We start from the raw sequence: 21,437 nt of genomic DNA, 5'->3' as shown, positions 1-21,437 counted from the left end.
TCACCTGAAACAGGGAAACCCGTAACATTCTTACCATTCCTCCGAAGCGTGAGAGTATCCGCCACTTCCTGAACAAACTGTTGCCATAATCGCGAATCTCGCAACCATAAATGAAAAGGGCCGCATCCTTACCGGATACGGCCCTTATCGGTCTGGGCAGATCAGAGATGAGGCTGATCAGCGATTGCGGCTGGCTTCCAGCGTATCCTCAAAAGTCCTGAGCCCGGTGCGCGGTGCCTGGACCAGCACGGCCATATTGCCGGGCTTATGCTGGTTCTTCCACATCAGCGTATGGGCGCGCGGGATCTCGGCCCAGGGAAAAACCTCGGACATGCAGGGATCAAGGCGGCGCTCACACATCAGTTTATTGGCGGCGGAAGCCTGTTTCAGATGCGCGAAATGGCTGCCCTGGAGGCGCTTTTGATGCATCCACATGTACCGCACGTCAAAGGTGCAGTTGAAGCCGGAGGTGCCGGCGCAGATCACCACCATGCCGCCTTTTTTGCACACCAGCGACGAGACCGGGAAGGTCTGCTCGCCCGGATGCTCAAACACGATATCCGGGCTGACGCCCTTGCCGAAAATGTCCCAGATCGCTTTGCCGAATTTGCGCGCCTCTTTCAGCCAGACATTATACTCGTCCGAGTTCACCGTCGGCAGCTGCCCCCAGCATTTGAACTCATTGCGGTTGATCACGCCTTTCGCGCCCAGCGACATGACGAAATCGCGCTTGCTCTCATCCGAGATCACGCCGATCGCATTGGCGCCCGCGGTATTTGCCAGCTGGATCGCATAAGATCCGAGGCCACCGCTCGCCCCCCAGACCAGCACATTCTGCCCCGGTTTCAGGTCATGCGGCGCGTGACCAAAGAGCATCCGGTAGGCGGTCGCCAGCGTCAGCGTATAGCAGGCGGATTCCTCCCAGGTCAGGTGTTTCGGGCGCTCCATCAGCTGCTGCGCCTGAACCTTGGTGAATTGCGAGAATGAGCCGTCATGGGTCTCATAGCCCCAGATCCGCTGGGTCGGCGAGAACATCGGGTCACCGCCGTTGCATTCCTCGTCGTCGCCATCATCCTGGTTGCAATGGATCACAACCTCATCGCCGACCTTCCAGCGCTTGACCTTATCGCCCACCGCCCAGACGATGCCCGCAGCATCCGAGCCCGCGATGTGATAGGGTTGCTTATGCACATCAAACGGTGAGATCGGCACGCCGAGACCGGCCCAGACGCCATTATAGTTCACCCCGGCCGCCATCACGAGCACCAGCACCTCATTGCTGTCGAGCTTCCAGGTGTCGACCACCTCAAGCTGCATCGCGGTTTCCGGCTCGCCATGACGTTCGCGGCGGATCGCCCAGGCATACATCTGCGCCGGTACATGGCCGAGCGGCGGCATCTCGCCAATCTCGTAGAGATCTTTCTTGGGGGCATCATAGGTCATGATCGGTGCCTGCCTGTCCAGTGCCATGGGCGAACTCCTGATTTCGTGCCGCGCTGCAGAATCAGCGGGCCGTTGTCAGGAGGTTTAAAATTCATCACGCAACAATGCAACCACATTTGGATAGTTTAGGTAATTTTATGTCTGCCGCGCCGCAGCGCCAACTGGAAGCAAGCCAGGACAGCGCTTCAGCCTGTCGCGCGGCCATTCCGGCGCGAAAAAAAAGGCGCGCCCGCGGCCCGGGACAGTGCAGAGAATGCAGCGGAAAAGAAAAAGGCGCCCTGCGCAGATCGCGCGGGCGCCAGGTGCGGAACGAGGGACAGTGCAAACAAGGTACGGGGGTTCCAGATCCCGTGCCTCATGACTGTGACTTAGAAACATTACTGCTGCCTTAAAGGGGCGTTCGCATCTTTGTGATCAAACCGCCCCGCCGCAGATGCCTCTCCCTTAACGGATCGTGGCTGCGTAAAGCGCCACCGCCGCCGCATTCGAGACATTGAGACTGCCAAAGCCGCCCGCCGCCGGAATGCGCGCGATCAGATCGCAGGTCTCGCGGGTTTTCTCGCGCAGGCCGGGCCCCTCGGCGCCCATCACCAGCCCGACCGGACGCGTACCGGCCTGGCTCAGCGCATCCGACAGCGTCAGATCCGCCTCGCCGGCAAGGCCGATCAGCAAAAAGCCCATATCGCGCAGCTCATTCATCGCATCGGCAAGATTGGTGACCCTGAGATAGGGCTGCCGCTCCAGCGAGCCAGAGGCGGTTTTCGCCAGCGCCCCGGTCTCCGGCGCGGAATGATGGCGCGGCGCGATCACGGCACGCGCTCCGAAAACCTCGGCCGAACGCAACACCGCTCCGGCATTATGCGGATCGGTGACCCGGTCCAGCAGCACGACCAGCGGCGCACCTTCGCCCGAGACCGCGACCTCCTCAAGGCTGCCCCAGTTGAGCGGTTTCACCTCCATCGCGGCGCCCTGATGCACCGAACCCGGATCAATCGGCACGTCAAAGGCCCGCGTATCAACCAGCTCCGGCTCAAGCCCCGAGGCGAGGATCGCATCCTCAAGCTTGTCGAATGCGTTCTTGGTCACCACGAGACGCAGTTTCTCGCGCTTTGGGTTCAACAGCGCATCACGCACGGCATGCAGCCCGAAGAGCCAGACGGTCTCTTTCGCCTCTGCCCGCTTCGCGCGTTCCTTATCGACCACCCAGGCTGGTTTTTTCATCGCATTATCCCCGTCTGGCTCCAGATCACGCATCATAGATTTCCGGGGACAAAAGGCCGAATCCAGCGAAAAGCGCAAGGCAAAAGCGGATCATGTGCCAGGTCCCGAGCCGATCACACGAAAGATCGTCACAAAAGCGGTGATAGGGCATTGACGGGGCAGAACGGAGAATCTAGTAAGCCCGCACTGTGGGCGACGTGCTGCAAGGTGCGGCAGCGGACTGTAACTCCGCCGAGGAGACTCATGCCTGGTTCGATTCCAGGGTCGCCCACCATCAATCATAACAATGCGTTATGGGATTGATCCTGTAAGACAGGCCATTGAGCCCGCCCGGATCAGCATAGATGTTTGTCAAACTCTTCCCGCCTGGTTTCCTCGTACAGTCAGCCTGTCGCGGCGTTTGCAGTTCAGGATCACGCGCGGTCTGGAATGCCTGCCGCCCGGGGCTCGCCTTTTTCAGGGCGGTCCTGTCCCAGGTTGGCCGTGCTGACCGGGTCGCCCATCCGGGAAATGGTCCGAGACTGCGGCGGCACCACGCAGACGCGGGCAATCTGGCCTTCGCGGCGCCCTGAGGCCATGGGGCCTCGCGCTCCATCCAGCATCCCCGCCTTAACGCGCGAGCGGAGGAGTGCGCGAAGTCGATGCGGCTCGACTTTGGTTAGAGAGCCGGATGCGCGACCATTGCCAACACGGCCAGACGGTTGCCCGGATCGCAATCCCCCCGCGAATTAGAAACGCGACTCGTCCGCGAGACGGCTCAGTGCTTATGGCCACCTGTTGCACAGTCCATCGGGCTCACTTCACCTGCTGACATGCAGCCTGTCGCTTTTGACCTTGGATGGGAACGCGCCGAGCGCGGCCTCGCCCGCGAGCCGGAACACGGCGTCAGCCACATCCTGCGCCAGTTCCAAACGGCAAACCGGGCAAAATCGGTCCTGCTCCGCGCCTGGGTCGGATAAAAAATGAGAGAAAATAGTGCGCTGCGCCGGAAAGCATCACAAAGGACCGCGCGCAGGATAAGGCAAACAGCGCATCCGCCCGGGCCGTCACAGCCCATCGGCGACGCACACACAACCGGAAACACGGGCCTGAGACAACCGGCAGATGTCGGCGGGTCGCGCCGGGGAGGCAAAGCCCCCCCGGCGCGACCCGAGACCGTGGTCAGAGAATTTTCTGGCCGGTTTTGGCCCAGTCTTTCGCGAACTGCTCCAGCCCCTTATCGGTCAGGACATGGTTCGCCATCGCCTTGATCACCGAAGGCGGCGCGGTGATCACGTCAGCCCCGATCAGCGCGCAGTCTTTCGCGTGGTTCACGGTGCGGACCGAGGCCGCGAGGATCTGGGTCTCAAACCCGTAATTGTCATAGATGGTGCGGATATCCTGGATCAGATCCAGCCCGTCGAGGTTGATATCATCCAGACGGCCAACGAAGGGCGAGATGAAGGTCGCACCGGCTTTTGCCGCCAGCAGCGCCTGGTTGGCCGAGAAGCAAAGCGTCACATTGACCATTCTGCCCTCGCCCGTCAGCACTTTACAGGCTTTCAGACCGTCCCAGGTCAGCGGCACTTTGACAGTGATGTTCGACGCAATCTCGGCCAGCTTGCGGCCCTCGGCGATCATGTCATCGGCCTTATCGGCGACGACCTCGGCCGAAACCGGGCCAGCGACGATCGAGCAGATCTCTTTGGTGACGTCCAGGATGTCACGTCCGGATTTCAGGATGATCGACGGGTTGGTGGTCACACCATCCACCATACCGAAATCGTTCAGCTCACGGATGGCATCCACATCAGCGGTATCGACAAAGAATTTCATGGCGTCATGCTCCCATTGGGCGGCCAGGTGGGTGGAGAAAGGGGGTCGGGAGAGGTATTACCGCAAAGCGGCCTGGGACGAAAGAGGGTCCGGCCCCGGAAATGTGAGCGCTAACGGAAATGATGGCAGAACGGGTTTTCGAGGCGGGCGAGACGGTGACGGTGCTGACCACCGAGCCGCTCGGGCCGTTTCTGGACTACCGCGCGCCGGAGGGCGGCTGCGGTACCGGCGATTTCGTCGAGGTGCCGCTGGGGCCGCGCCGGGTGCTGGGTGTGGTCTGGGGCCCGGGGCTTGGCGATTTCGACCGCGCGAAGCTGCGCGATATCCGGCAGGTGCTCGACGTGCCGCCAATGCGGGCCGAGCTGCGCCAGTTCCTGACGCGCGCTGCCGATTACACCATGACCTGGCTGCCCTCGATGCTCAGACTTGCAACGCGCGCGCCGGGGCTGACGGATCCGCCCTCGATGCGCAAAGTTCTGCGTCTGACCGGGCCGGTGCCGAACCAGCTGACCGATGCACGCCACCGCGTGATCGAGGCGCTGCGCCAGTTCGGCGGCGCCTCGGTCCTGCCCGGCGAGCTGGCCGAAGCCGCCTCGGTCTCGGCCTCGGTCGTCAAGGGGCTGGTGAAGCTTGGGGTGATTTCCGAGGAAGAGGCACCACGCGACCTGCCCTATCCCAAGCTGGATGCGCTTCGGCCCGGGCGGCTTTCGGGCGATCAGATCGCGGCGGGCGAGGTGCTGCGCGAGATGGTCGGCAAGGGCGATTTCCGGCCGGTCCTGCTGAAAGGCGTCACCGGCTCCGGCAAAACCGAAGTCTATCTCGAAGCCGTGGCCGAGGCCTTGCGCCGGGGCCGCCAGGCGCTGGTTCTTCTGCCGGAGATTGCCCTGACCGCCGATTTTCTGGCGCGCGTCGAGGCCCGTTTCGGCGCCCGCCCCGGCGAATGGCATTCCGGCGTGACGCAGACCGAGCGCCGCCGCCTGTGGAAAATGGCCGGCACCGGCGATGTCGGGCTGGTGGTGGGCGCGCGCTCGGCGCTGTTCCTGCCCTTCCAGGACCTGGCGCTGATCGTGGTCGATGAAGAACATGACAGTTCGTACAAACAGGAAGAGGGCGCGCTTTATAATGCCCGCGACATGGCGGTGCTCAGGGCCTCGATCACCCATTGCCCGGTGGTGCTGGCCTCGGCGACGCCCTCGCTCGAAAGCTGGGTCAATGCCGATCAGGGCCGCTACCTGCGTCTGGATCTGACCTCGCGCTTCGGGGCGGCCGAGATGCCCGCGATGCGCGCCATCGACATGCGAAGCGAGAAACTGCCGGCGGATCGCTGGATGTCAGAGGCGCTGGCGAAGGGCGTCGAGGCGCGGGTCAAGGCGGGCGAGCAGTCGCTTTTGTTCATCAACCGGCGGGGATTCGCGCCGGTGACGCTCTGCCGCGCCTGTGGCCAGCAGGTCGGCTGCGACCATTGTGACGCGCGGATGGTCGAGCACCGTTTCCTCAAACGTCTCGTCTGCCATCAATGCGGCGCGACGAAACCGGTGCCGGAAAGCTGCCCCTCCTGCGGGGTCGAAGGCCGGATGGCCGCGATCGGCCCGGGTGTAGAGAGGCTGGCCGAAGAGGTCATCGCGCGCTTCCCCGAGGCGCGGGTGGCGGTCTTGTCCTCGGATCTCTTCGGCTCGGCCCGGGCCCTGAAGGCGCAGATCGAAGAGATCGCGGCGGGCGGCGCCGATATCATCATCGGCACGCAGATCGTGGCAAAGGGGCACAATTTCCCGCATCTGACGCTTGTTGGGGTGATCGACGCCGATCTCGGGCTGCAAGGCTCCGATCTGCGCGCGGCCGAACGCACCTTCCAGCTGATGCGCCAGGTGGCGGGGCGGGCGGGGCGCGCCGAGAAACCGGGCGAGGCCTGGTTGCAGACCCACCAGCCCGAACATCCGGTGATCCGCGCCATTCTCGGTGGCGATGAAGAAGCCTTCTGGCGGGCCGAGGCAGATGAGCGCCGCCACGCCAGCGCTCCCCCCTTCGGTCGCTTTGCCGGGATCATCCTCTCCGGCCCCGATCTGCAGCCGCTCTTTGAGTTCGGCGCCGATCTCGCCCGTGCCGACGGCCCGATCCGCCAGGCGGGGGGGGAAGTGCTCGGCCCGGCCCCCGCCCCCATCGCCCGAGTCCGCGGCCGCCACCGCGTCCGCCTGCTGATCCGCGCCCCGAAAAGCGCAGCACTGCAAAACGCGATTGCGGCCTGGCTCAGACAGACCCGCCAGCCGAAGGGCATTCGCCTCGCCATAGACATCGACCCGCAGAGCTTTTTGTAACCTTGCGAAGGGGGCGCCGCCCCCGACTGCCTCCGGCAGTCTCCCCCGGAGTATTTGGATCAGGGGAAGGGGCTTTCCCCTGATCCAAATACTCCCGCCGGAGGCAGATATGCCACGCGCGCGGCGGTTTGCGCCGGGGCGAAAGGAAATGCTTCCTCAGGCTTTCCCTTTTTTGCTATATTTGACCCCGAACAACGAAAAAAACACCGAGCAGCTTGCAATGATCGAACCTGACTTGCGCGACCGCATTCTTGCGGAGCCGGAAAACCTGCTGGATGACCGCGACCTCATGAATGCCCTGGTGGCGGCGAATGAGCGGGCGATGGGCTCCAATGTCATTGACCTGCGCGGCATCGCCATGCAGCGGCTGGAGACAAGGCTGGAGCGGCTGGAAGACACTCATCGCTCGGTGATTTCCGCCGCCTATGAGAACCTTGCCGGCACCAATCAAATCCACCGCGCCATTTTGCAGATGCTCGACCCGCCGGATTTCGCCGGGTTTCTCGCCGGCCTTTCAGGGGAGGTCGCGGCAACTTTGCGCGTCGACCGGGTGCGGCTGGTGCTGGAAAGTGCGGGCGGCGGCGATCAGACCGGGGATCCCGCCCTGTCACGGCTGGGCAATGTGCTGCTGATCGCCGATCCCGGCTTTAGCGCCGGCTATCTCGCCGCCGGCCGCAAGACCGCCCCGCGCAGCGTCACCCTGCGCCCCGTGGCGGCTCAGGTTCAGGCCGCGTGCGACCGCATCTATGGCGGCCATGGCTTTATCCGCTCCGAGGCGCTTTTGCAGCTCGACTTCGGTCCGGGGCGGCTGCCGGGAATGCTGGCGCTTGGCGCGGAAGACCCGCACCAGTTCCGCCCGACCCAGGGCACCGATCTCCTGGCCTTCTTCGCGGGGGTTTTTGAGCGCTCCATGCGCCGTTTCCTGTCATGAGCGATCTTGCCGCGCTGACACCACAGATGCGGGCGGCGCTGAGCGACTGGCTGGCCGGGCTCTCGGCACTGGGCAATGCCTCCAATCACACAATCATCGCCTATCGCCATGATGTGGTGAACTGGATGGGTTTTCTCGCCGCGCATCATGGCGGGCCGGCCGGGCCGGCGACAATTGCCGGCATGAGCCAGTCCGACCTCAGGGCCTGGATGGCATATGAGCGCAAGCGTGGGCTGTCGGCGCGGTCGCTGGCGCGGGCGCTGTCTTCGGTGCGCAGCTTCGCGCGCTGGCTGACCGAACGGCAGGAGGGGCTGGGCGAGGCGACCGTGATCCTCTCGGCGCGGGGCCCGAAATTTCGCCGTCGCCTGCCGAGACCGCTCAGCGAGACCCAGGCGCTCGGGATGATCGAAACCGTCTCGTTGCAGGCGCGGACCGACTGGCAGCAGGCGCGCGATATGGCGGTGGTGACATTGCTTTATGGCTGCGGCCTCAGGATTTCCGAGGCGCTGTCGCTGACTGGCGCCGATCAGCCGCTGCCCGATATGCTGAGGATCACCGGCAAGGGCGGCAAGACGCGGCTGGTGCCGGTGCTGCCGGCGGCGCGGGCGACTGTGGCGGACTATGTCCGGCTCTGTCCCTTTCAGATCTCCGGGGCAGACCCGCTTTTCCGGGGCGCCCGCGGTGGTGCGCTGAACCCGCGGCTGATCCAGAAGGCGATGGAACAGACGCGGCTGCAGCTTGGCCTGCCGGCAACCGCAACCCCGCATGCGATGCGGCACAGCTTCGCGACCCACCTCCTGTCGGCGGGTGGAGACCTGCGTTCGATCCAGGAATTGCTGGGTCATGCCTCGCTTTCGACCACCGAAGCCTATACGGCGGTTGACGCCGCGCGGTTGATGGATGTCTATGCAGCCGCGCATCCCCGTGCGCATTCTTCGCCGCAACGGGGGGTTTCCTGACCCGCCGGAGATTGCACTTTCGGCGCTTTTACTTCATGAGTTTGTGATGTCAGACCGCTATAAAGCCCTTTCCGTTCATCTGCTGACCGCCTCTGGCGCGGTGCTGTCAATGCTGGCGATGCTGGCTGCGGTCGAGGCAAAATGGAGCCTGATGTTCCTCTGGCTCGTCGTCGCCCTGATTGTCGACGGGATCGACGGGCCGCTGGCGCGCAAATTCGATGTGCAGAAAAACTGGCCGACCTATGACGGCGTGCTGATGGATCTGATTGTCGATTATCTGACCTATGTGTTCATTCCGGCCTATGCGCTGTTCAAATCGGGGCTGCTGACGGGCTGGACGGGCTGGATCGCGATCATCGTGATCGTCTTCGGCTCGGTGGTCTATTTCGCCGATACAAGGATGAAGACCCGCGACAAAAGCTTCGCGGGCTTTCCGGCCTGCTGGAACATGGTCGTGCTGGTGCTCTTTGCGGTCGCCCCCGCGCAAGGGGTGATCCTGGCTCTCGTGATCGCGCTGACGGTGACCATGTTCACCAATCTGAAATTCATCCACCCGACCCGGACCAAACGCTGGCGTAATGTCTCGCTGCCGGTCTCGGTGGCCTGGATCGTCTTTGCCGCCTGGGCCGCCTGGATGGACTTCGCTGAAGGCAGCCTCGCCCATTGGGGGCTGATCGTGACCTCGCTCTATCTCGCGCTGGCCGGTATCCTGCAGCAGATCATTCCGGAAGGGATCCGGCGCGTCAGGTAAGCCAGCCTCACCCGGACAGGCCGGGGAAGCCTCCGGCGGGGATATTTAAAGACAGAAAATGACCTCACTGAACTGCTTCATTTTCTGTCTTCAAATATCCCGGGGGTGAGGCCCCGCAGGGGCCGAGGGGGCTGGCCCCCTCTCTGTTACACCCTTGTCAGGATCACCCCGGCAACAATAACGAGCGCCGCCGCAGCCTTGTCCCGGCTCATCCTCTCGCCAAACACCAGCCAGCCGATCAGCACCGCGAACAGGATCGAGGTTTCCCGCAGCGCCGCCACCAGGGCAATCGGCGCGATCGTCATCGCCCAGACCGCGATCGCATAGGCACCAAAGCTCGCGGCCGCGCCGATCGTGCCCATCTTCCAGGCCTGAAAGCCCATCGGCACCACTTTGCGACCGCGCATGGCCAGCATCCCCAGCGAGAAAATCAGCCCATCCGCCACGAAAACCCAGGCGATATAGGACACGGCATTGCCCGAGATCCGCGCACCCTGGCCGTCGATCAGCGTATAGCAGGCGGTCGCCAGGGCCGAGCCAAGTGCAAAGGGCACCAGCTTGCGGTTCTCGTCGCTCGAGAACACGCCCCGTGCCATCATCAGGATCCCCGCCGCCAGCACAGCAATGGCGAGATACTGGCGCGAACTCATCACATCGGTCAGCAGGAATATCCCCGCCACCGTCACCAGCATCGGCGCCGCGCCGCGCGCAATCGGGTAGACGCGGCTCAGATCACCGCGCTCATAGGCATAGCTGAGAAAGTACTTATAGGCGAAATGGGTGATCCCCGCCGCGATCACCCAGGGGATTGCCGCCGGATTGATCGGCCCCATGAAAAAGGCAACGCCAAGGCCGATCGGCACTTCCATCACCGACAGGACCACCATTGCACCTATCTTGGAGGTGCCAAGTTTGATCAGCGCATTCCACAGCGCATGGAGGAAGGCCGCTGCCATGACAGCAAGAAAGACGCCAAAGGTCACGATGAAAAACCGTTACAGTTCCGTTACGCCGATCTCTGGCACGGTGCGGCGCCGGCGGCAAGCGCGCTCATATCAGGAGCCCTGCCGCCCCTTCGAACCGCAAGAGCGCCACTTTGGTCTCGACACCGCCGGGGGCAGAAAAGCCTCCCAGCGTCTTTGCGCCCAGCACCCGGTGGCAGGGGATGATGATCGGGATCGGATTGGCGCCGCAGGCCTGCCCCACAGCCTGGGCGGGCGCGCCTGTCAGCTTCGCGATCTCGCCATAGCTGCGGGTCTCGCCCTGAGGGATCGCCGCCATCGCGCGGCGGACCTTTTCATGCAGCCCCCTGCCCCAGTCGAGCGGCAGGTCAAACCGCACCAGCCGGCGCCCGAACCAGGCCGAGAGCTGCGCGAGCCCCTCGCGTTGCAGCGGGCTGGTCCCGCCGTCACCCTCCCCCCAAACCAATGCGGTGATCCGCTGCCCATCATCGCGCAATGAGACGGGACCAAAGGGGGTGAGGCAGAAATGCGTCATTCGAAATTCACCAGGGTGACGGGATTGCCCTTGCCATCATAGCTGGCATCCACCTCATAGCGCACCAGCCGGAAGCCGCCATCCTGCAGCCGCCAGACCCCGGTATCCGAGGCATCCCCGATCCCGCGCCAGAAGCTATGGGACGAAATCTGCAGCGTTTCAGGATCGAAACCGGCATTGATTGCCAGCAGATCCGCGCTCCAGCCATTGATCTCCAGCAGGCTCACCACGCTATCCGTCTCGCCGGGCGCCGCGGCCTTCTCGTCATATTCGATCTTCAGCGTTGGCCGGGTCAGGCCCACCGGTATCACCCCGCCCAGATCGGAGGAGATCATGAAGACCTGCGAGGTATTATAGGCGTAAATGTCGCAGCGGAACTCCCAGACCACCTTCGGGATCGGATCGCCCCAGCTGGCGGGGCTTTCGACCTCGAACCGCTTCGGAGGCTCAAGCAGCCGGCCATCTTCGGAGAACGCCCCGATGCACTCTTCGGCGAAGGTCGCTGAAAAAGCCGCAATGGCGGTGGCATCCTCCGGCAGAGCCGCCTGAGAAAAGGCCGGGCTGGCCGTCGCCAGCAGCAGCGGAAACAGGATCTTTCGCATCAGAGGGTCTCCTTCACATGCGAGACTGGCCCGGTTGAGACTGGCCCGGTTGAGACTGGCCCGGTTGAGACTGGCATGCCGGCCCCCCGCTGCCAAGCACCGCGCCCCGTCAAATCCGGTCCTGCCAGATCCGGTCCTGCCAGGTCCGGCCCCGTCAGAGCTGATCCGGACGGCGTGAATCAGCAGCGGGGTGCCAGCACGCTGCGCTCGGGCGCGATCTTTTCTTCGGTGCCCGGCGCGCGCGCCATGGCGAGTGGCCGGAACGCCTCGCGCAGGACCGCCGCCATGCCCTCGATCGCCGCCGAGCCGCCTCGCGGATTGCGCCGCAGCAGCACCCGCGCCGAATCAATCGCCGGGAAGCCCTCTTCCACCGTCAGTTCGCGGCATCCGACCGGGATCGTCGACCGCGACAGCGGCGAGATCGCCATGCCATTCGTCACCGCATTGCGCATGCCGCTGGCCACATCGCAATACCAGGCCCGCCGCCAGCGCAGCCCCTGATGGTTCAGCGCCGCCTCGGCAAATTCGCGACACCAGGAGCTTGCGATATAGACCGAGACCGGCAGCGGGCTTCTGAGATGCTGCATATGGGTCATCGAGGTCACCCAGACCGTCGGGTCGATGGCCAGAAGCTCGCCTTCCTGGAAATAACTGGTGTCATGGATCACCGCGATGTCCAGCCGGTCCTCCTCCAGCGCTTCCAGCTGTTTTTCGGAATGGTCGCACAGGACCGAGACCTGCAGCCCTTCATGGCGTTCGTCAAAGGCGGCAAGCGCGCGCGGCAGGATGGTGCCGGAATATTCATCCGGAATGCCCACCCGGACCGGCCCGGTCAGCGGTTTTTCCCGCAATGCCAGCGTCGCCTCATCCAGCAGTGCCACCACGCGTTGCGCATAGGGCAAGAGCTGCTCGCCACGCGCCGTCAGGCTGACCCCGCGCGCAAGCCGCTGGAACAAAGGCTGGCCAAGATTGTCCTCCAGCCGCCGGATCAACAGGCTGACGGCCGATTGCGTCCGGCCCAGCCGCGCGGCCGCCAGCGTCACCGAGCCGGCTTCGGCCACGGCGAGAAAGCCACGCATCAGATCGCTTTCAAGATGAGGATGCGACATCGCCAGACCTATAAATGGAACTCATGCAAGCCATTAAATCTATTCGTTTGTGAAATGTCAAAACCAGAGCGATACAGATGAGGTAATTCCAAGGAGGCTAAAATGTTCACCCGTCTGAAATCGCTGATGCAGATGCGCCGCTCGACCGCGTTCCTGCTTAATCGCGCGGATGACCGGTTGCTGGACGATATCGGCCTGACCCGTGGCGATCTGATGGCCATGCATGAGGGTCTGGCGCCCGATACCGGGGCCGCCAATGCGCAGGTTCTGTTGCCGCTCTGGCTCGGTGCGAAACGCGCCGCCTGAGCTTTGACCGCCAGTTTTCTGATCGTCTCCTGTCGGTGACGAAACCTGGACGCCAGCGATTGCCGCTGGCGTCTTTTTTACATTTCCCCCTGGTGCGGCGGGCAAAGATTGCGGGTCAGAGATAGCCGGCTTCTGCCGCTTTCTGGCGCAGCTCTTCCCGGCTGAGGTCGATCATCGTCTCGCCCGCACGGGTCACAGTGGCGCGATTTCGGTCGATCCGGAACAGATCCTCACCGACCTGCAATTCGATCTCGGGCGACAGCGCGAGAAAGCCACGCTTTGCGGTCAGCGTGTAAAGTGAATCGCGCAGCCCCTCGGCCTGGTCGCGGTAAAACAGGGCGATCAGCTGCGGCAGATGCATGCGGATGGCCTGGGCACCGGCCTTCCTTGCATCCGGCAACGGCATTTTGAACAGCCGCGACGGCCCGGTGGCCATTTTAAAGGTGACATCATCGCCGAAAATCTCGCCCTTCACCTTTTGCGTGCTGCGTCTTTGCTGCGGCCTCGAAGGCACTTCCTGATATTCGGCGCTGAAGCTTTCGCGCGCGCGGATCGGCTGGCGGTCGGTGACGGACACCACGCGCATCCGGGGCGACTGCTGTCCGGCAATCAGGGCGAGCCCGACCAGCAGCACATCGCCAAAGAACAGCCGCGAAAGGTCGAGGGACTGACGCCCGGCAATATCGCTGACCTGCATATTCATGGGCCTTGCCCCTCTGGCTGTGGAACTGATCCGTTCACAGACACCCTGATCCGGGCCGAAATCGGAACAAACTAAGGTAATCCCGCGACCAAAGGCGTCAGAGGCCATGGAAAATCCGCCCTGTGGTCCTCTTCGCGCCGCTTTCGCCACAGAAATCACCCCTGTTCCATCAGGGAGTTTTCATGTTCCACCTTTCCCATCCCATGCGTGTTCTCCTGCTGCCGCTGGTGCTGGCCGCCTGTGTCAGCCCCGAACCGCAACGCGGCAATTCCTATTTCGATCGCCCGATCGGAAGCTCTGCCGCCCCTCCGCCCGGTATCGCTTTCACCGCCAGCGGCCCAGCCGCCGGGGCTTTGGCGACCGGTGGCCGACAGGCGCTGCCGGTCTATCAGGTGACGAAATCCATCCCCCGCGACAATGTCCGCGGTCAGAGCCCGGATGAGCGCCGCTTCCTGGCGGTCGAGACCATGGCGAACCAGCCCGGCGCCACCTTGCAGGCCGCCGCCGGGCCGTTTGTTGCGAAACGGGTGATCCTCAACAACGAGGCCGATTTCCTGATCGTCACCGGCCTTGGCAAGAACAAGCCCAAAGACGCCGTTGCGGCGGTCGAGGCGACGGGCGCCTGCGACATCAACAGCGCTGGCCGCAATGTCCTGATGAAGAAAATCGGCTTCTGGGGTGACGGTTTCATCATTCCCTGCCAGCCTGCCCGCAATGAGGCCAAACGGCAGGAGCGCATCTGGCGCGAGGCGGGCGTCACCCTGCCGATGCGCGGCGGGACCGCTTACTGACCGCTCCCGCCGCGCAGGGGGCCGCCCGAAACAGATAAAGGCCGCATCCTGCGATGCGGCCTTTTTGGTTCTCAGGACGTCCGTCAGCCCAGGACGCTGTTACAGCGCGCGCAGGTCTCGGGGTGTTTGTGGCTGCCGACATCGGGCAGGATCTGCCAGCAGCGCTGGCATTTCGCGCCTTCCGCCGGGGCGAAGACCACTTTCACCGCAGGCGCATCGGCCAGGGTGAAAGCCCCGTCCGGCGCAGCAGCGTCGGTCACACGGATGCCGCTGGTGATGCAGATATCGGCAAAGGCGACCGAGTTCAGCGCGGCCAGCATCGCCGTATCCGCCACATGGACCACCGGCTTCGCCTCAAGGCTGGCGCCGATCACCTTGGCGGTACGCTCCACCTCCAGCGCGCCGGTCACGACGCGGCGGGCGGCGCGGATCCCGTCCCATTTCGCGGCAAGGGCATCGTTCTTCCAGCCCGCCGGTGTCTCGCAGAAATCCTGAAGATGGACAGAGCTGTCCTCGCCCGGATGGCGCGAGAGCCAGACATCTTCCATCGTGAAGGGCAGGATTGGTGCAAGCCAGGTCGTCAGGCGCTGGAACAAGAGATCCAGCACCGTGCGCGCGGCCCGGCGGCGGAGACTGTCGGGCGCATCGCAATAGAGCGCATCCTTGCGGATGTCGAAATAGAAGGCCGAGAGATCGACGGTCGCAAAGTTGAACAGCGTCTGGAACACGCCCGCAAAATTGAACGCGCGGTATTCGCGGCGCACTTCGGTATCGAGTTCCGCGAGGCGGTGCAGCACCCATTGCTCCAGCTCGGGCATTTCCGCCGCATCGAGGCGCTCGGACTCCTGGAAGCCGGACAATGCGCCCAGCATGAAACGCAAAGTATTCCTCAGCCGGCGATAGCTGTCGGCGGTGCCTTTGATGATCTTCGGCCCGATCCGCTGGTCCAGCGTGTAATCGGTCTGCGCCACCCAGAGCCGCAGGATATCGGCGCCATATTCGGCGATGATCTCTTGCGGCGCGACCGTATTGCCGATGGATTTGGACATCTTCATGCCCTTCTCATCCAGCGTGAAGCCATGCGTCACCACATTGCGGTAAGGCGCACGGCCACGCGTGGCCGAAGCCTGCAGCAAGGACGAATGGAACCAGCCGCGATGCTGGTCGGTGCCTTCCATATAGACATCGGCGATGCCGTCATCGGTGCCGTCGGCGCGATCACGCAGCACGAAAGCATGGGTCGATCCGGAATCGAACCAGACATCGAGCACATCAAAGACCTGGTCATAATCCGACGGATCAACCACGCCTTCGAGCACTTTCTCTTTGAACCCTTGCACATACCAGACATCGGCGCCGTCTTTTTCAAAGGCGTCAGTGATGCGGCTGTTGACAGTGTCATTGCGCAACAGGAAATCCGGATCGGTCGGTTTCGCGCCCTTCCTGGTGAAGCAGGTCAGCGGCACGCCCCAGGCACGCTGACGCGACAGCACCCAGTCGGGGCGGTGCTCGATCATCGAATGCAGGCGGTTTTTGCCGGAAACCGGGGTGAATTCCACCAGATCCTCGATCGAGGTCAGCGCCCGTTTGCGGATCGTATTGCCGAACTCGCCCATGCCGTCCTTCAGCGCGACGTCGATGGCGGCGAACCATTGTGGCGTGTTGCGGAAGATCACCGGCGCTTTCGAGCGCCAGCTATGGGGATAGCTGTGCTTGACCTTTCCCTTGGCCAGCAGCGCGCCCGCATAGGCCATCTGCTTGATATTCGAGACATTGGCCGGGCCTTCCTTGCCATCGGCAAGGATCACATGCTGGCCGCCGAACAGCGGAAGATCGGCGCGGTACGAGCTGTCCTCGGTGACGTTATAGGTCATCGGGAGTTTGAACTTCACGCCCAGCTGATAGTCGTCGTCGCCATGCGAGGGCGCGGTATGGACAAAGCCAGTGCCCGCATCATCGGTGACATGGTCGCCCGGCAGCATGGGCACGTCATAATCCCATTCGCCATTGCCCCCCTCGACCCCGTGATAGGGGTGCCTGAGGATCATGCCGTCGAATTCACTTGTGGCCACATCGCGCAGCCGGGTCCAGGCCTCGACCTTTGCCGCCGCCTTGACACCTTCGGCCAGCGCATCGGCCAGAACCAGGGTCTCCCCCACCACTGCCGTCGATTTCTCATCTGCGGCATCGACGCGGTAAAGCCCGTAAGCGATCTCCGGCCCGTAAGCCACCGCGCGGTTTTGCGGGATTGTCCAGGGCGTGGTGGTCCAGATCACCACCGAGGCATTCAGGAGCCCGGTATTGATACAGCCATCCAGCTCCGGGAAGCTTGCTGCAGAGGCGGGGCGGAACCGCACCCAGACCGTGTGGCTCGTATGGTCGTTATATTCGATCTCGGCCTCGGCCAGCGCGGTTTTCTCGACCGGCGACCACATGACGGGCTTTGATCCCTGATAAAGCGCGCCGTTCATCAAAAGCTTCATGAAATCCTGGGCGATCACCGCCTCGGCATGGTAAGCCATTGTGAGGTAAGGATCTTCCCAATTGCCATAGACACCGAGCCGCTTGAACTCCTCGCGCTGGATCTCAACCCAGCCCTCGGCAAAGCGGCGGCATTCCTGGCGGAAATCGACGGTGCTCACATCGTCCTTGTTCAGCCCTTTGGCGCGGTATTGCTCTTCGATTTTCCATTCGATCGGCAGACCGTGGCAATCCCAGCCCGGCACATAGCGCGCATCATGGCCCATCATCTGATGCGAGCGCGTGATGATGTCCTTGATGGTCTTGTTCAGCGCATGGCCGATATGAAGATGGCCATTCGCATAGGGCGGGCCGTCATGCAGCACGAAAGACGGGCGACCCGGTTTCGCGCGCAGGCGGTTATAGACCTCAAGCCGCGCCCAGCGGGCCAGCCATTCGGGCTCGCGCTTCGGCAGGTCGCCGCGCATCGGGAAATCGGTCTCGGGAAGGAATACGGTGTCGCGGTAGTCGACACCCGTTTCAGCGGTGGTTTCGGCGCACATCGGATGCGGTCCTCTGGAATGTTGGCTTTGGGGCGCCCCCTTGCCTGCGCGTCACGCAGCAGGAATGGTCCGCGCGAAATCTCCCGGCGTGCTGGTGTTCAGCGCGCCGGGCCGCTAATTCGGACACCCGGGGTCCGGGCGAGGATCGCAAAAGAATACGACATGGGGTCGGCTTATAGTCGCGGGCCGGGGTCGGGTCCAGTGCCAGGGTGAGGAAGATGGCGGGGAAATACACGGCAAAAGCGCCTGAGATCGCAGTGGTGGGTGCCGGCATGGGCGGGCTCGCCGCGGCAAGCCTGCTTGCGCGCGACGGCCACCGGGTCACGCTGGTCGAGCGGTTTGCGACGCCGCGCCCGCTGGGCTCGGGGCTGGTGGTGCAGCCGGTGGGCCTTGCCGTGCTGGACGAGCTGGGCCAGGTCGATGCGGCAAGCGCGCTCGGGGCGCCAATCCGGCGGATGCGGGGCTGGTCGGTCGCGCAGCTTTCAGGCGCCACCCGCAGCCGCAACGCGCTGGATGTGCATTACCCGGCCGCAGACCCCGCCTGTGCGATGCATCGCGCAAGCCTGTTTCATGTGCTCTGGCAGGCGATGCAGGCATCCCCGGTCACGCTGATCACCGGCGAGACGGTGCGAGAGGCACCGTTGCGCCAGGGAGGGCGGGTTCTGTTCTCGGACAATGGCGAGATCGGCGGTTTTGACCTGGTGATAGATGCCTCCGGCGCGGGTTCGGCGCTGTCGCCTTTAAAGGCGCGGGCGCTTGGCTATGGCGCAATCTGGACGCATGTCCCCTGGCCCGAAGGATCTGACCTGTCCCGGGATCAGCTGCGCCAGCGCTATTTCCGCGCAAGCCGCATGGCCGGGCTGATGCCCATCGGCCGCCTGCCCGGCGAGACCCAGGCCCGCGCCGCCGTCTTCTGGTCGATGCCGCGCGCGGAACTGGCGGGCTGGGGCGAGGCGCGTTTCAAAGCCTGGAAAGCCGAGGCCAGCGCTTTCTGGCCCGAGATGCAGCCCTTCCTCGCCGGTCTGGATCATGCCGGCCAGATGACGACAGCGCAGTACAGCCATGGCACGCTGAAAAGGCCTTATGCGCCAGGGCTGGTCTTCATCGGGGACAGTGCGCATCGCGCCAGCCCGCAGCTTGGCCAGGGCGCGAATATGGCACTGCTTGATGCTCTGGCGTTGCGCGAGGCGCTGCGTGGTGACCTGGATGATGCGCCCGCCGCCTATGCCAGGATGCGGCGCTGGCATGTGCGGATCTACCAGTTGTTCAGCCTGTTCCTGACCCCGGCCTATCAGTCGGACAGCCGGGTTCTGCCACGGATCCGGGATCTGCTTCTTGCCCCGATCTCGCTGGTGCCACCGGTACCGCAGATATTGACGCGGCTGGTGGCGGGGCATCTCGTGCCGCCCCTGGCCTCGAAACGCTGGCCCGGGCCTGCCGGCCCTTGACCGGGCCGGGCGCTTTCAGCAGGCTGTCCGCGAAAGGGAGCATGTGATGAAATACCCGTCGATCAATGTGCTGGGCGGTCCGCTGGAGATCTGCTCGACCCGCCCCCTCACCGGTTTCTTCCGCGATGGCTGCTGCAATTCCGGGCCGGGCGATCAGGGGCGGCACACGGTCTGCGCCGAGATGACGGCAGAGTTCCTCGCCTTGTCGAAATATCTCGGCAATGACCTCTCGACACCCCGGCCGGAATTCGGCTTTCAGGGTCTGAAGCCGGGGGATCAGTGGTGCCTCTGCGCCAGCCGCTTTGCCCAGGCGCATGACGAGGGCGCGGCGCCGAAGCTGCGCCTGAAGGCGACGCATCATGCGACATTAGACCTGGTTCCGCTGGAGGTTCTGAAGCTGTATGCGAGTGATGGGGAAGCCTAGGCGCTTTCACTTATCGAACATTTCAGCCCGAAAGCCCGTCTCATGACTCTCGCCCGCTTTCCTGTTTCCGACATTGAGCTGCGCGGCGTGGTTCATGACTTCTACCGGGAGGTCCGGGCGCATCCGGTGCTTGGACCGGTCTTCGGGGCGCATGTGAAAGACTGGCCGGAGCATGAGGAAAAGATCGTCGCCTTCTGGCGCAATGCGATCCTGATGGAGCGCGGCTATGACGGCAATCCTATGGCCGTCCATAAAGCGGCCGGCAATGTCCGCGCCGGCATGTTCATCCCCTGGCTGAAGCTCTTTGACGAGGTGCTGGCCCGGCGCCTGCCGCAGGAAACCGCCCGCGCCTGGTCGGCCCTTGCGCATCGGATCGGAAGAGGGCTCAGCCTCGGGCTGCAGGACTATGGCGGCATCCCGAAACTGAAATAGAGCGCGTGGTCAGAGAGGGCGGTCAGAGCGGTCGGTCGATCCCGTCATAGATCGCCTGCAACGCCCCGATGCGTCTGGCATAAGCGGCACGGATACAGGCGAGATCGGCCTCACACCCCATACGCTCCCGCAACCAGGCCGTCTGATCGTCGAGGATCTCGCCCCGATAGCCCATGGCAAAAAGCCCGGTCAGGAATTTCAGCAGCGTCGCCATTTCCACATCGGCGTCGTTCAGGTCGCGGTTGTCGCAGATCGCGCGCTCGTTCGGGCTGAGCCCTGCAAGCGTACAATCGAAACTGGCCGCCGCCGCCGGGAGCGGCAGCGACAGCAGAATGGCAAGCGACAGCGCGCGCCTCACCCCTTGATCTCGACACCGAGATGGCGGGCGACGGTGAAGATGTCCTTGTCGCCGCGCCCCGAGAGATTGACCACGATGATATGGTCCTTCTGCAGGCCAGGTGCGTATTTCGTCACATAGGCCAGGGCGTGGCTGGGTTCGAGCGCCGGGATGATGCCTTCGGTCTGGCACAGGAGCTGGAACGCCGCGAGCGCCTCGTCATCGGTGACCGAGACATATTCAGCGCGACCGACATCATGGAGCCAGGAATGTTCCGGCCCGATGCCCGGATAGTCGAGGCCAGCCGAGATCGAGAACCCTTCGAGGATCTGGCCGTCCTCGTCCTGCAACAGATAGGTGCGGTTGCCATGCAACACGCCGGGGCGGCCGCCGGTAAGGCTGGCGCAATGCTGCATCCGCTCATCCACGCCCTTGCCGCCGGCTTCGACGCCGATGATCTTCACCGATGGATCATCGAGGAAAGGATGGAAGAGGCCCATGGCATTCGAGCCACCACCGATTGCGGCGATGACGGTGTCGGGCAGGCGACCGGGGCCTTCCTGTTCCGCGAGCTGTTCGCGGGTTTCCTTGCCGATGATCGACTGGAAATCGCGCACCATGGACGGATAGGGATGCGGGCCGGCGACGGTGCCGATGCAATAGAACGTGTCGCGCACATTGGTGACCCAGTCGCGCAGTGCGTCATTCATCGCGTCTTTCAGCGTGCCGCGACCGGACGTGACCGGGACAACCTCGGCCCCCAGAAGCCGCATGCGAAAGACGTTCGGCGCCTGGCGTTCGACATCATGGGCGCCCATATAGACCACGCATTTCAACCCGAACCGCGCGCAGACGGTCGCGGTCGCCACGCCATGCTGGCCGGCGCCGGTCTCGGCGATGATGCGTTTCTTGCCCATGCGCCGTGCCAGCAGGATCTGGCCCAGCACATTGTTGATCTTGTGCGAGCCGGTATGGTTCAGCTCTTCGCGCTTGAGATAGATTTTCGCGCCGCCGAGATGTTCGGTCAGGCGCGGCGCGTAATAAAGCGGGCTCGGGCGACCGACATAATATTTCCACAGATCGGCCATCTCGTCCCAGAAGCTCTGGTCGGTCCTGGCGCGGTCATATTCGGCTTCGAGATCGAGGATCAGCGGCATCAGCGTTTCCGAGACGAAACGCCCGCCATGGATGCCGAAACGGCCGCGCTCGTCCGGGCCGGTCATGTAGCTGTTGATACCGTCATCGGCCATGGTGTTCCCCTCGTGCTGTCTTTGACGGTGTAGCGCCCTTGGCGCGCGGGGAAAAGGGGGCCCTGTGCCCCGCAAGGAACGCG

Annotated in this window: 20 protein-coding genes and 1 tRNA gene; 10 read left to right on the top strand and 11 right to left on the bottom strand. The window is 63.7% G+C overall.

The window, feature by feature from the left end:
- Nucleotides 1-177 precede the first annotated feature (177 nt).
- Both ccrA and rlmB read right to left on the bottom strand, forming a co-directional pair.
- A complete protein-coding gene (ccrA, locus tag JC607_RS14730) occupies nucleotides 178-1,470 on the bottom strand; it encodes a crotonyl-CoA carboxylase/reductase (protein WP_198837666.1) in 1,293 nt (430 codons plus the stop codon).
- Between the two features lie 417 nt (nucleotides 1,471-1,887).
- Nucleotides 1,888-2,664 (bottom strand): 23S rRNA (guanosine(2251)-2'-O)-methyltransferase RlmB, encoded by a 777-nt coding sequence (rlmB, locus tag JC607_RS14725; protein ID WP_198837665.1) that lies wholly within the window; start codon nucleotides 2,662-2,664, stop codon nucleotides 1,888-1,890.
- Nucleotides 2,665-2,854: 190 nt separating this feature from the next.
- Between rlmB and JC607_RS14720 the strand changes: the two genes are divergently transcribed.
- Nucleotides 2,855-2,938 (top strand) — tRNA-Tyr (locus tag JC607_RS14720).
- An 887-nt stretch (nucleotides 2,939-3,825) separates the two neighbouring features.
- On the opposite strand, the gene fsa is transcribed toward JC607_RS14720, so the two are convergent.
- Nucleotides 3,826-4,479: a fructose-6-phosphate aldolase gene (fsa, locus tag JC607_RS14715; RefSeq protein ID WP_198837664.1), complete on the bottom strand. Its 654-nt coding sequence runs from the start codon at nucleotides 4,477-4,479 to the stop codon at nucleotides 3,826-3,828.
- Nucleotides 4,480-4,598: 119 nt separating this feature from the next.
- On the opposite strand from fsa, the gene JC607_RS14710 reads away from it, so the two are divergent.
- The 4 genes from JC607_RS14710 (at nucleotide 4,599) to JC607_RS14695 (ending at nucleotide 9,432) form a co-directional block, all read left to right on the top strand.
- Complete coding sequence (locus tag JC607_RS14710) at nucleotides 4,599-6,791, top strand: primosomal protein N' (RefSeq protein WP_233092914.1); 2,193 nt, start codon at nucleotides 4,599-4,601, stop codon at nucleotides 6,789-6,791.
- A gap of 220 nt (nucleotides 6,792-7,011) precedes the next feature.
- Entirely contained in the window at nucleotides 7,012-7,722 is a 711-nt protein-coding gene (locus tag JC607_RS14705) for a DUF484 family protein (RefSeq protein WP_198837663.1), read from the top strand.
- Nucleotides 7,719-8,681: a tyrosine recombinase XerC gene (locus tag JC607_RS14700; RefSeq protein ID WP_198837662.1), complete on the top strand. Its 963-nt coding sequence runs from the start codon at nucleotides 7,719-7,721 to the stop codon at nucleotides 8,679-8,681. Before JC607_RS14705 ends, JC607_RS14700 begins: the two co-directional genes overlap by 4 nt.
- Nucleotides 8,682-8,727: 46 nt before the next feature.
- Nucleotides 8,728-9,432 (top strand): phosphatidylcholine/phosphatidylserine synthase, encoded by a 705-nt coding sequence (locus JC607_RS14695; RefSeq protein ID WP_198837661.1) that lies wholly within the window; start codon nucleotides 8,728-8,730, stop codon nucleotides 9,430-9,432.
- 146 nt (nucleotides 9,433-9,578) lie between these two features.
- On the opposite strand, the gene JC607_RS14690 is transcribed toward JC607_RS14695, so the two are convergent.
- The 4 genes from JC607_RS14690 to JC607_RS14675 form a co-directional block, all read right to left on the bottom strand.
- Nucleotides 9,579-10,415 carry a DMT family transporter gene (locus tag JC607_RS14690; RefSeq protein ID WP_198837660.1) on the bottom strand — a complete coding sequence of 279 codons (837 nt, stop codon included), beginning with the start codon at nucleotides 10,413-10,415 and terminating at the stop codon, nucleotides 9,579-9,581.
- 67 nt (nucleotides 10,416-10,482) lie between these two features.
- Nucleotides 10,483-10,929, bottom strand: coding sequence for a methylated-DNA--[protein]-cysteine S-methyltransferase (locus JC607_RS14685; protein ID WP_198837659.1), 447 nt, complete (start codon nucleotides 10,927-10,929; stop codon nucleotides 10,483-10,485).
- Entirely contained in the window at nucleotides 10,926-11,531 is a 606-nt protein-coding gene (locus JC607_RS14680) for a hypothetical protein (RefSeq protein WP_198837658.1), read from the bottom strand. The genes JC607_RS14685 and JC607_RS14680 overlap by 4 nt, the downstream gene beginning before the upstream one ends.
- Nucleotides 11,532-11,710: 179 nt before the next feature.
- Nucleotides 11,711-12,640, bottom strand: a complete 930-nt coding sequence (locus tag JC607_RS14675) for a LysR family transcriptional regulator (protein ID WP_198837657.1) — start codon at nucleotides 12,638-12,640, stop codon at nucleotides 11,711-11,713.
- Nucleotides 12,641-12,742: 102 nt separating this feature from the next.
- Here JC607_RS14675 and JC607_RS14670 point away from each other — a divergent pair, with 102 nt between their 5' ends.
- The gene (locus JC607_RS14670) at nucleotides 12,743-12,946 is read left to right on the top strand and encodes a DUF1127 domain-containing protein (RefSeq protein ID WP_198837656.1); all 204 of its coding nucleotides are present in this window, start codon (nucleotides 12,743-12,745) and stop codon (nucleotides 12,944-12,946) included.
- Nucleotides 12,947-13,061: 115 nt separating this feature from the next.
- On the opposite strand, the gene JC607_RS14665 is transcribed toward JC607_RS14670, so the two are convergent.
- Entirely contained in the window at nucleotides 13,062-13,649 is a 588-nt protein-coding gene (locus JC607_RS14665; RefSeq protein WP_198837655.1) for a hypothetical protein, read from the bottom strand.
- A 182-nt stretch (nucleotides 13,650-13,831) separates the two neighbouring features.
- Here JC607_RS14665 and JC607_RS14660 point away from each other — a divergent pair, with 182 nt between their 5' ends.
- The gene (locus JC607_RS14660) at nucleotides 13,832-14,440 is read left to right on the top strand and encodes a hypothetical protein (RefSeq protein ID WP_198837654.1); all 609 of its coding nucleotides are present in this window, start codon (nucleotides 13,832-13,834) and stop codon (nucleotides 14,438-14,440) included.
- Nucleotides 14,441-14,523: 83 nt separating this feature from the next.
- Here JC607_RS14660 and ileS read toward each other — a convergent pair whose 3' ends face one another.
- Nucleotides 14,524-17,463, bottom strand: a complete 2,940-nt coding sequence (gene ileS / locus JC607_RS14655) for an isoleucine--tRNA ligase (protein ID WP_198837653.1) — start codon at nucleotides 17,461-17,463, stop codon at nucleotides 14,524-14,526.
- A gap of 218 nt (nucleotides 17,464-17,681) precedes the next feature.
- Here ileS and JC607_RS14650 point away from each other — a divergent pair, with 218 nt between their 5' ends.
- Genes JC607_RS14650 through JC607_RS14640 form a run of 3 tightly spaced genes read left to right on the top strand, consistent with a single transcriptional unit; the run spans nucleotide 17,682 to nucleotide 19,767 of the window.
- A complete protein-coding gene (locus tag JC607_RS14650; protein ID WP_198837652.1) occupies nucleotides 17,682-18,911 on the top strand; it encodes an NAD(P)/FAD-dependent oxidoreductase in 1,230 nt (409 codons plus the stop codon).
- A gap of 46 nt (nucleotides 18,912-18,957) precedes the next feature.
- Nucleotides 18,958-19,335 carry a DUF2237 family protein gene (locus tag JC607_RS14645; RefSeq protein WP_198837651.1) on the top strand — a complete coding sequence of 126 codons (378 nt, stop codon included), beginning with the start codon at nucleotides 18,958-18,960 and terminating at the stop codon, nucleotides 19,333-19,335.
- Between the two features lie 42 nt (nucleotides 19,336-19,377).
- A complete protein-coding gene (locus tag JC607_RS14640) occupies nucleotides 19,378-19,767 on the top strand; it encodes a group III truncated hemoglobin (protein ID WP_198837650.1) in 390 nt (129 codons plus the stop codon).
- Nucleotides 19,768-19,789: 22 nt separating this feature from the next.
- Here the strand turns inward: JC607_RS14640 and JC607_RS14635 are convergent, their stop codons facing one another.
- Together JC607_RS14635 and trpB are read right to left on the bottom strand one after the other, a co-directional pair.
- Nucleotides 19,790-20,125, bottom strand: coding sequence for a lysozyme inhibitor LprI family protein (locus JC607_RS14635; protein ID WP_198837649.1), 336 nt, complete (start codon nucleotides 20,123-20,125; stop codon nucleotides 19,790-19,792).
- Nucleotides 20,122-21,354: a tryptophan synthase subunit beta gene (gene trpB / locus JC607_RS14630; protein WP_198837648.1), complete on the bottom strand. Its 1,233-nt coding sequence runs from the start codon at nucleotides 21,352-21,354 to the stop codon at nucleotides 20,122-20,124. The genes JC607_RS14635 and trpB overlap by 4 nt, the downstream gene beginning before the upstream one ends.
- Nucleotides 21,355-21,437 lie beyond the last annotated feature (83 nt).

The organism is Paracoccus sp. IB05 (assembly GCF_016405985.1).
Classification (GTDB): Bacteria; Pseudomonadota; Alphaproteobacteria; order Rhodobacterales; family Rhodobacteraceae; genus Pseudogemmobacter.
The sequence above is the reverse complement of the archived record's forward strand: the minus strand, read 5'-3'. Positions and strand labels throughout refer to the sequence as shown.

Excerpts from the sequence above, each read along its gene's own strand:
- ccrA (WP_198837666.1), bottom strand. The coding sequence starts at position 1,470 with ATGGCACTGGACAGGCAGGCACCGATCATGACCTATGATGCCCCCAAG.
- rlmB (WP_198837665.1), bottom strand. The coding sequence starts at position 2,664 with ATGAAAAAACCAGCCTGGGTGGTCGATAAGGAACGCGCGAAGCGGGCA.
- fsa (WP_198837664.1), bottom strand. The coding sequence starts at position 4,479 with ATGAAATTCTTTGTCGATACCGCTGATGTGGATGCCATCCGTGAGCTG.
- JC607_RS14710 (WP_233092914.1), top strand. The coding sequence starts at position 4,599 with ATGATGGCAGAACGGGTTTTCGAGGCGGGCGAGACGGTGACGGTGCTG.
- JC607_RS14705 (WP_198837663.1), top strand. The coding sequence starts at position 7,012 with ATGATCGAACCTGACTTGCGCGACCGCATTCTTGCGGAGCCGGAAAAC.
- JC607_RS14700 (WP_198837662.1), top strand. The coding sequence starts at position 7,719 with ATGAGCGATCTTGCCGCGCTGACACCACAGATGCGGGCGGCGCTGAGC.
- JC607_RS14695 (WP_198837661.1), top strand. The coding sequence starts at position 8,728 with ATGTCAGACCGCTATAAAGCCCTTTCCGTTCATCTGCTGACCGCCTCT.
- JC607_RS14685 (WP_198837659.1), bottom strand. The coding sequence starts at position 10,929 with ATGACGCATTTCTGCCTCACCCCCTTTGGTCCCGTCTCATTGCGCGAT.
- JC607_RS14680 (WP_198837658.1), bottom strand. The coding sequence starts at position 11,531 with ATGCGAAAGATCCTGTTTCCGCTGCTGCTGGCGACGGCCAGCCCGGCC.
- JC607_RS14675 (WP_198837657.1), bottom strand. The coding sequence starts at position 12,640 with ATGTCGCATCCTCATCTTGAAAGCGATCTGATGCGTGGCTTTCTCGCC.
- JC607_RS14670 (WP_198837656.1), top strand. The coding sequence starts at position 12,743 with ATGTTCACCCGTCTGAAATCGCTGATGCAGATGCGCCGCTCGACCGCG.
- JC607_RS14665 (WP_198837655.1), bottom strand. The coding sequence starts at position 13,649 with ATGAATATGCAGGTCAGCGATATTGCCGGGCGTCAGTCCCTCGACCTT.
- JC607_RS14660 (WP_198837654.1), top strand. The coding sequence starts at position 13,832 with ATGTTCCACCTTTCCCATCCCATGCGTGTTCTCCTGCTGCCGCTGGTG.
- ileS (WP_198837653.1), bottom strand. The coding sequence starts at position 17,463 with ATGTGCGCCGAAACCACCGCTGAAACGGGTGTCGACTACCGCGACACC.
- JC607_RS14650 (WP_198837652.1), top strand. The coding sequence starts at position 17,682 with ATGGCGGGGAAATACACGGCAAAAGCGCCTGAGATCGCAGTGGTGGGT.
- JC607_RS14645 (WP_198837651.1), top strand. The coding sequence starts at position 18,958 with ATGAAATACCCGTCGATCAATGTGCTGGGCGGTCCGCTGGAGATCTGC.
- JC607_RS14640 (WP_198837650.1), top strand. The coding sequence starts at position 19,378 with ATGACTCTCGCCCGCTTTCCTGTTTCCGACATTGAGCTGCGCGGCGTG.
- trpB (WP_198837648.1), bottom strand. The coding sequence starts at position 21,354 with ATGGCCGATGACGGTATCAACAGCTACATGACCGGCCCGGACGAGCGC.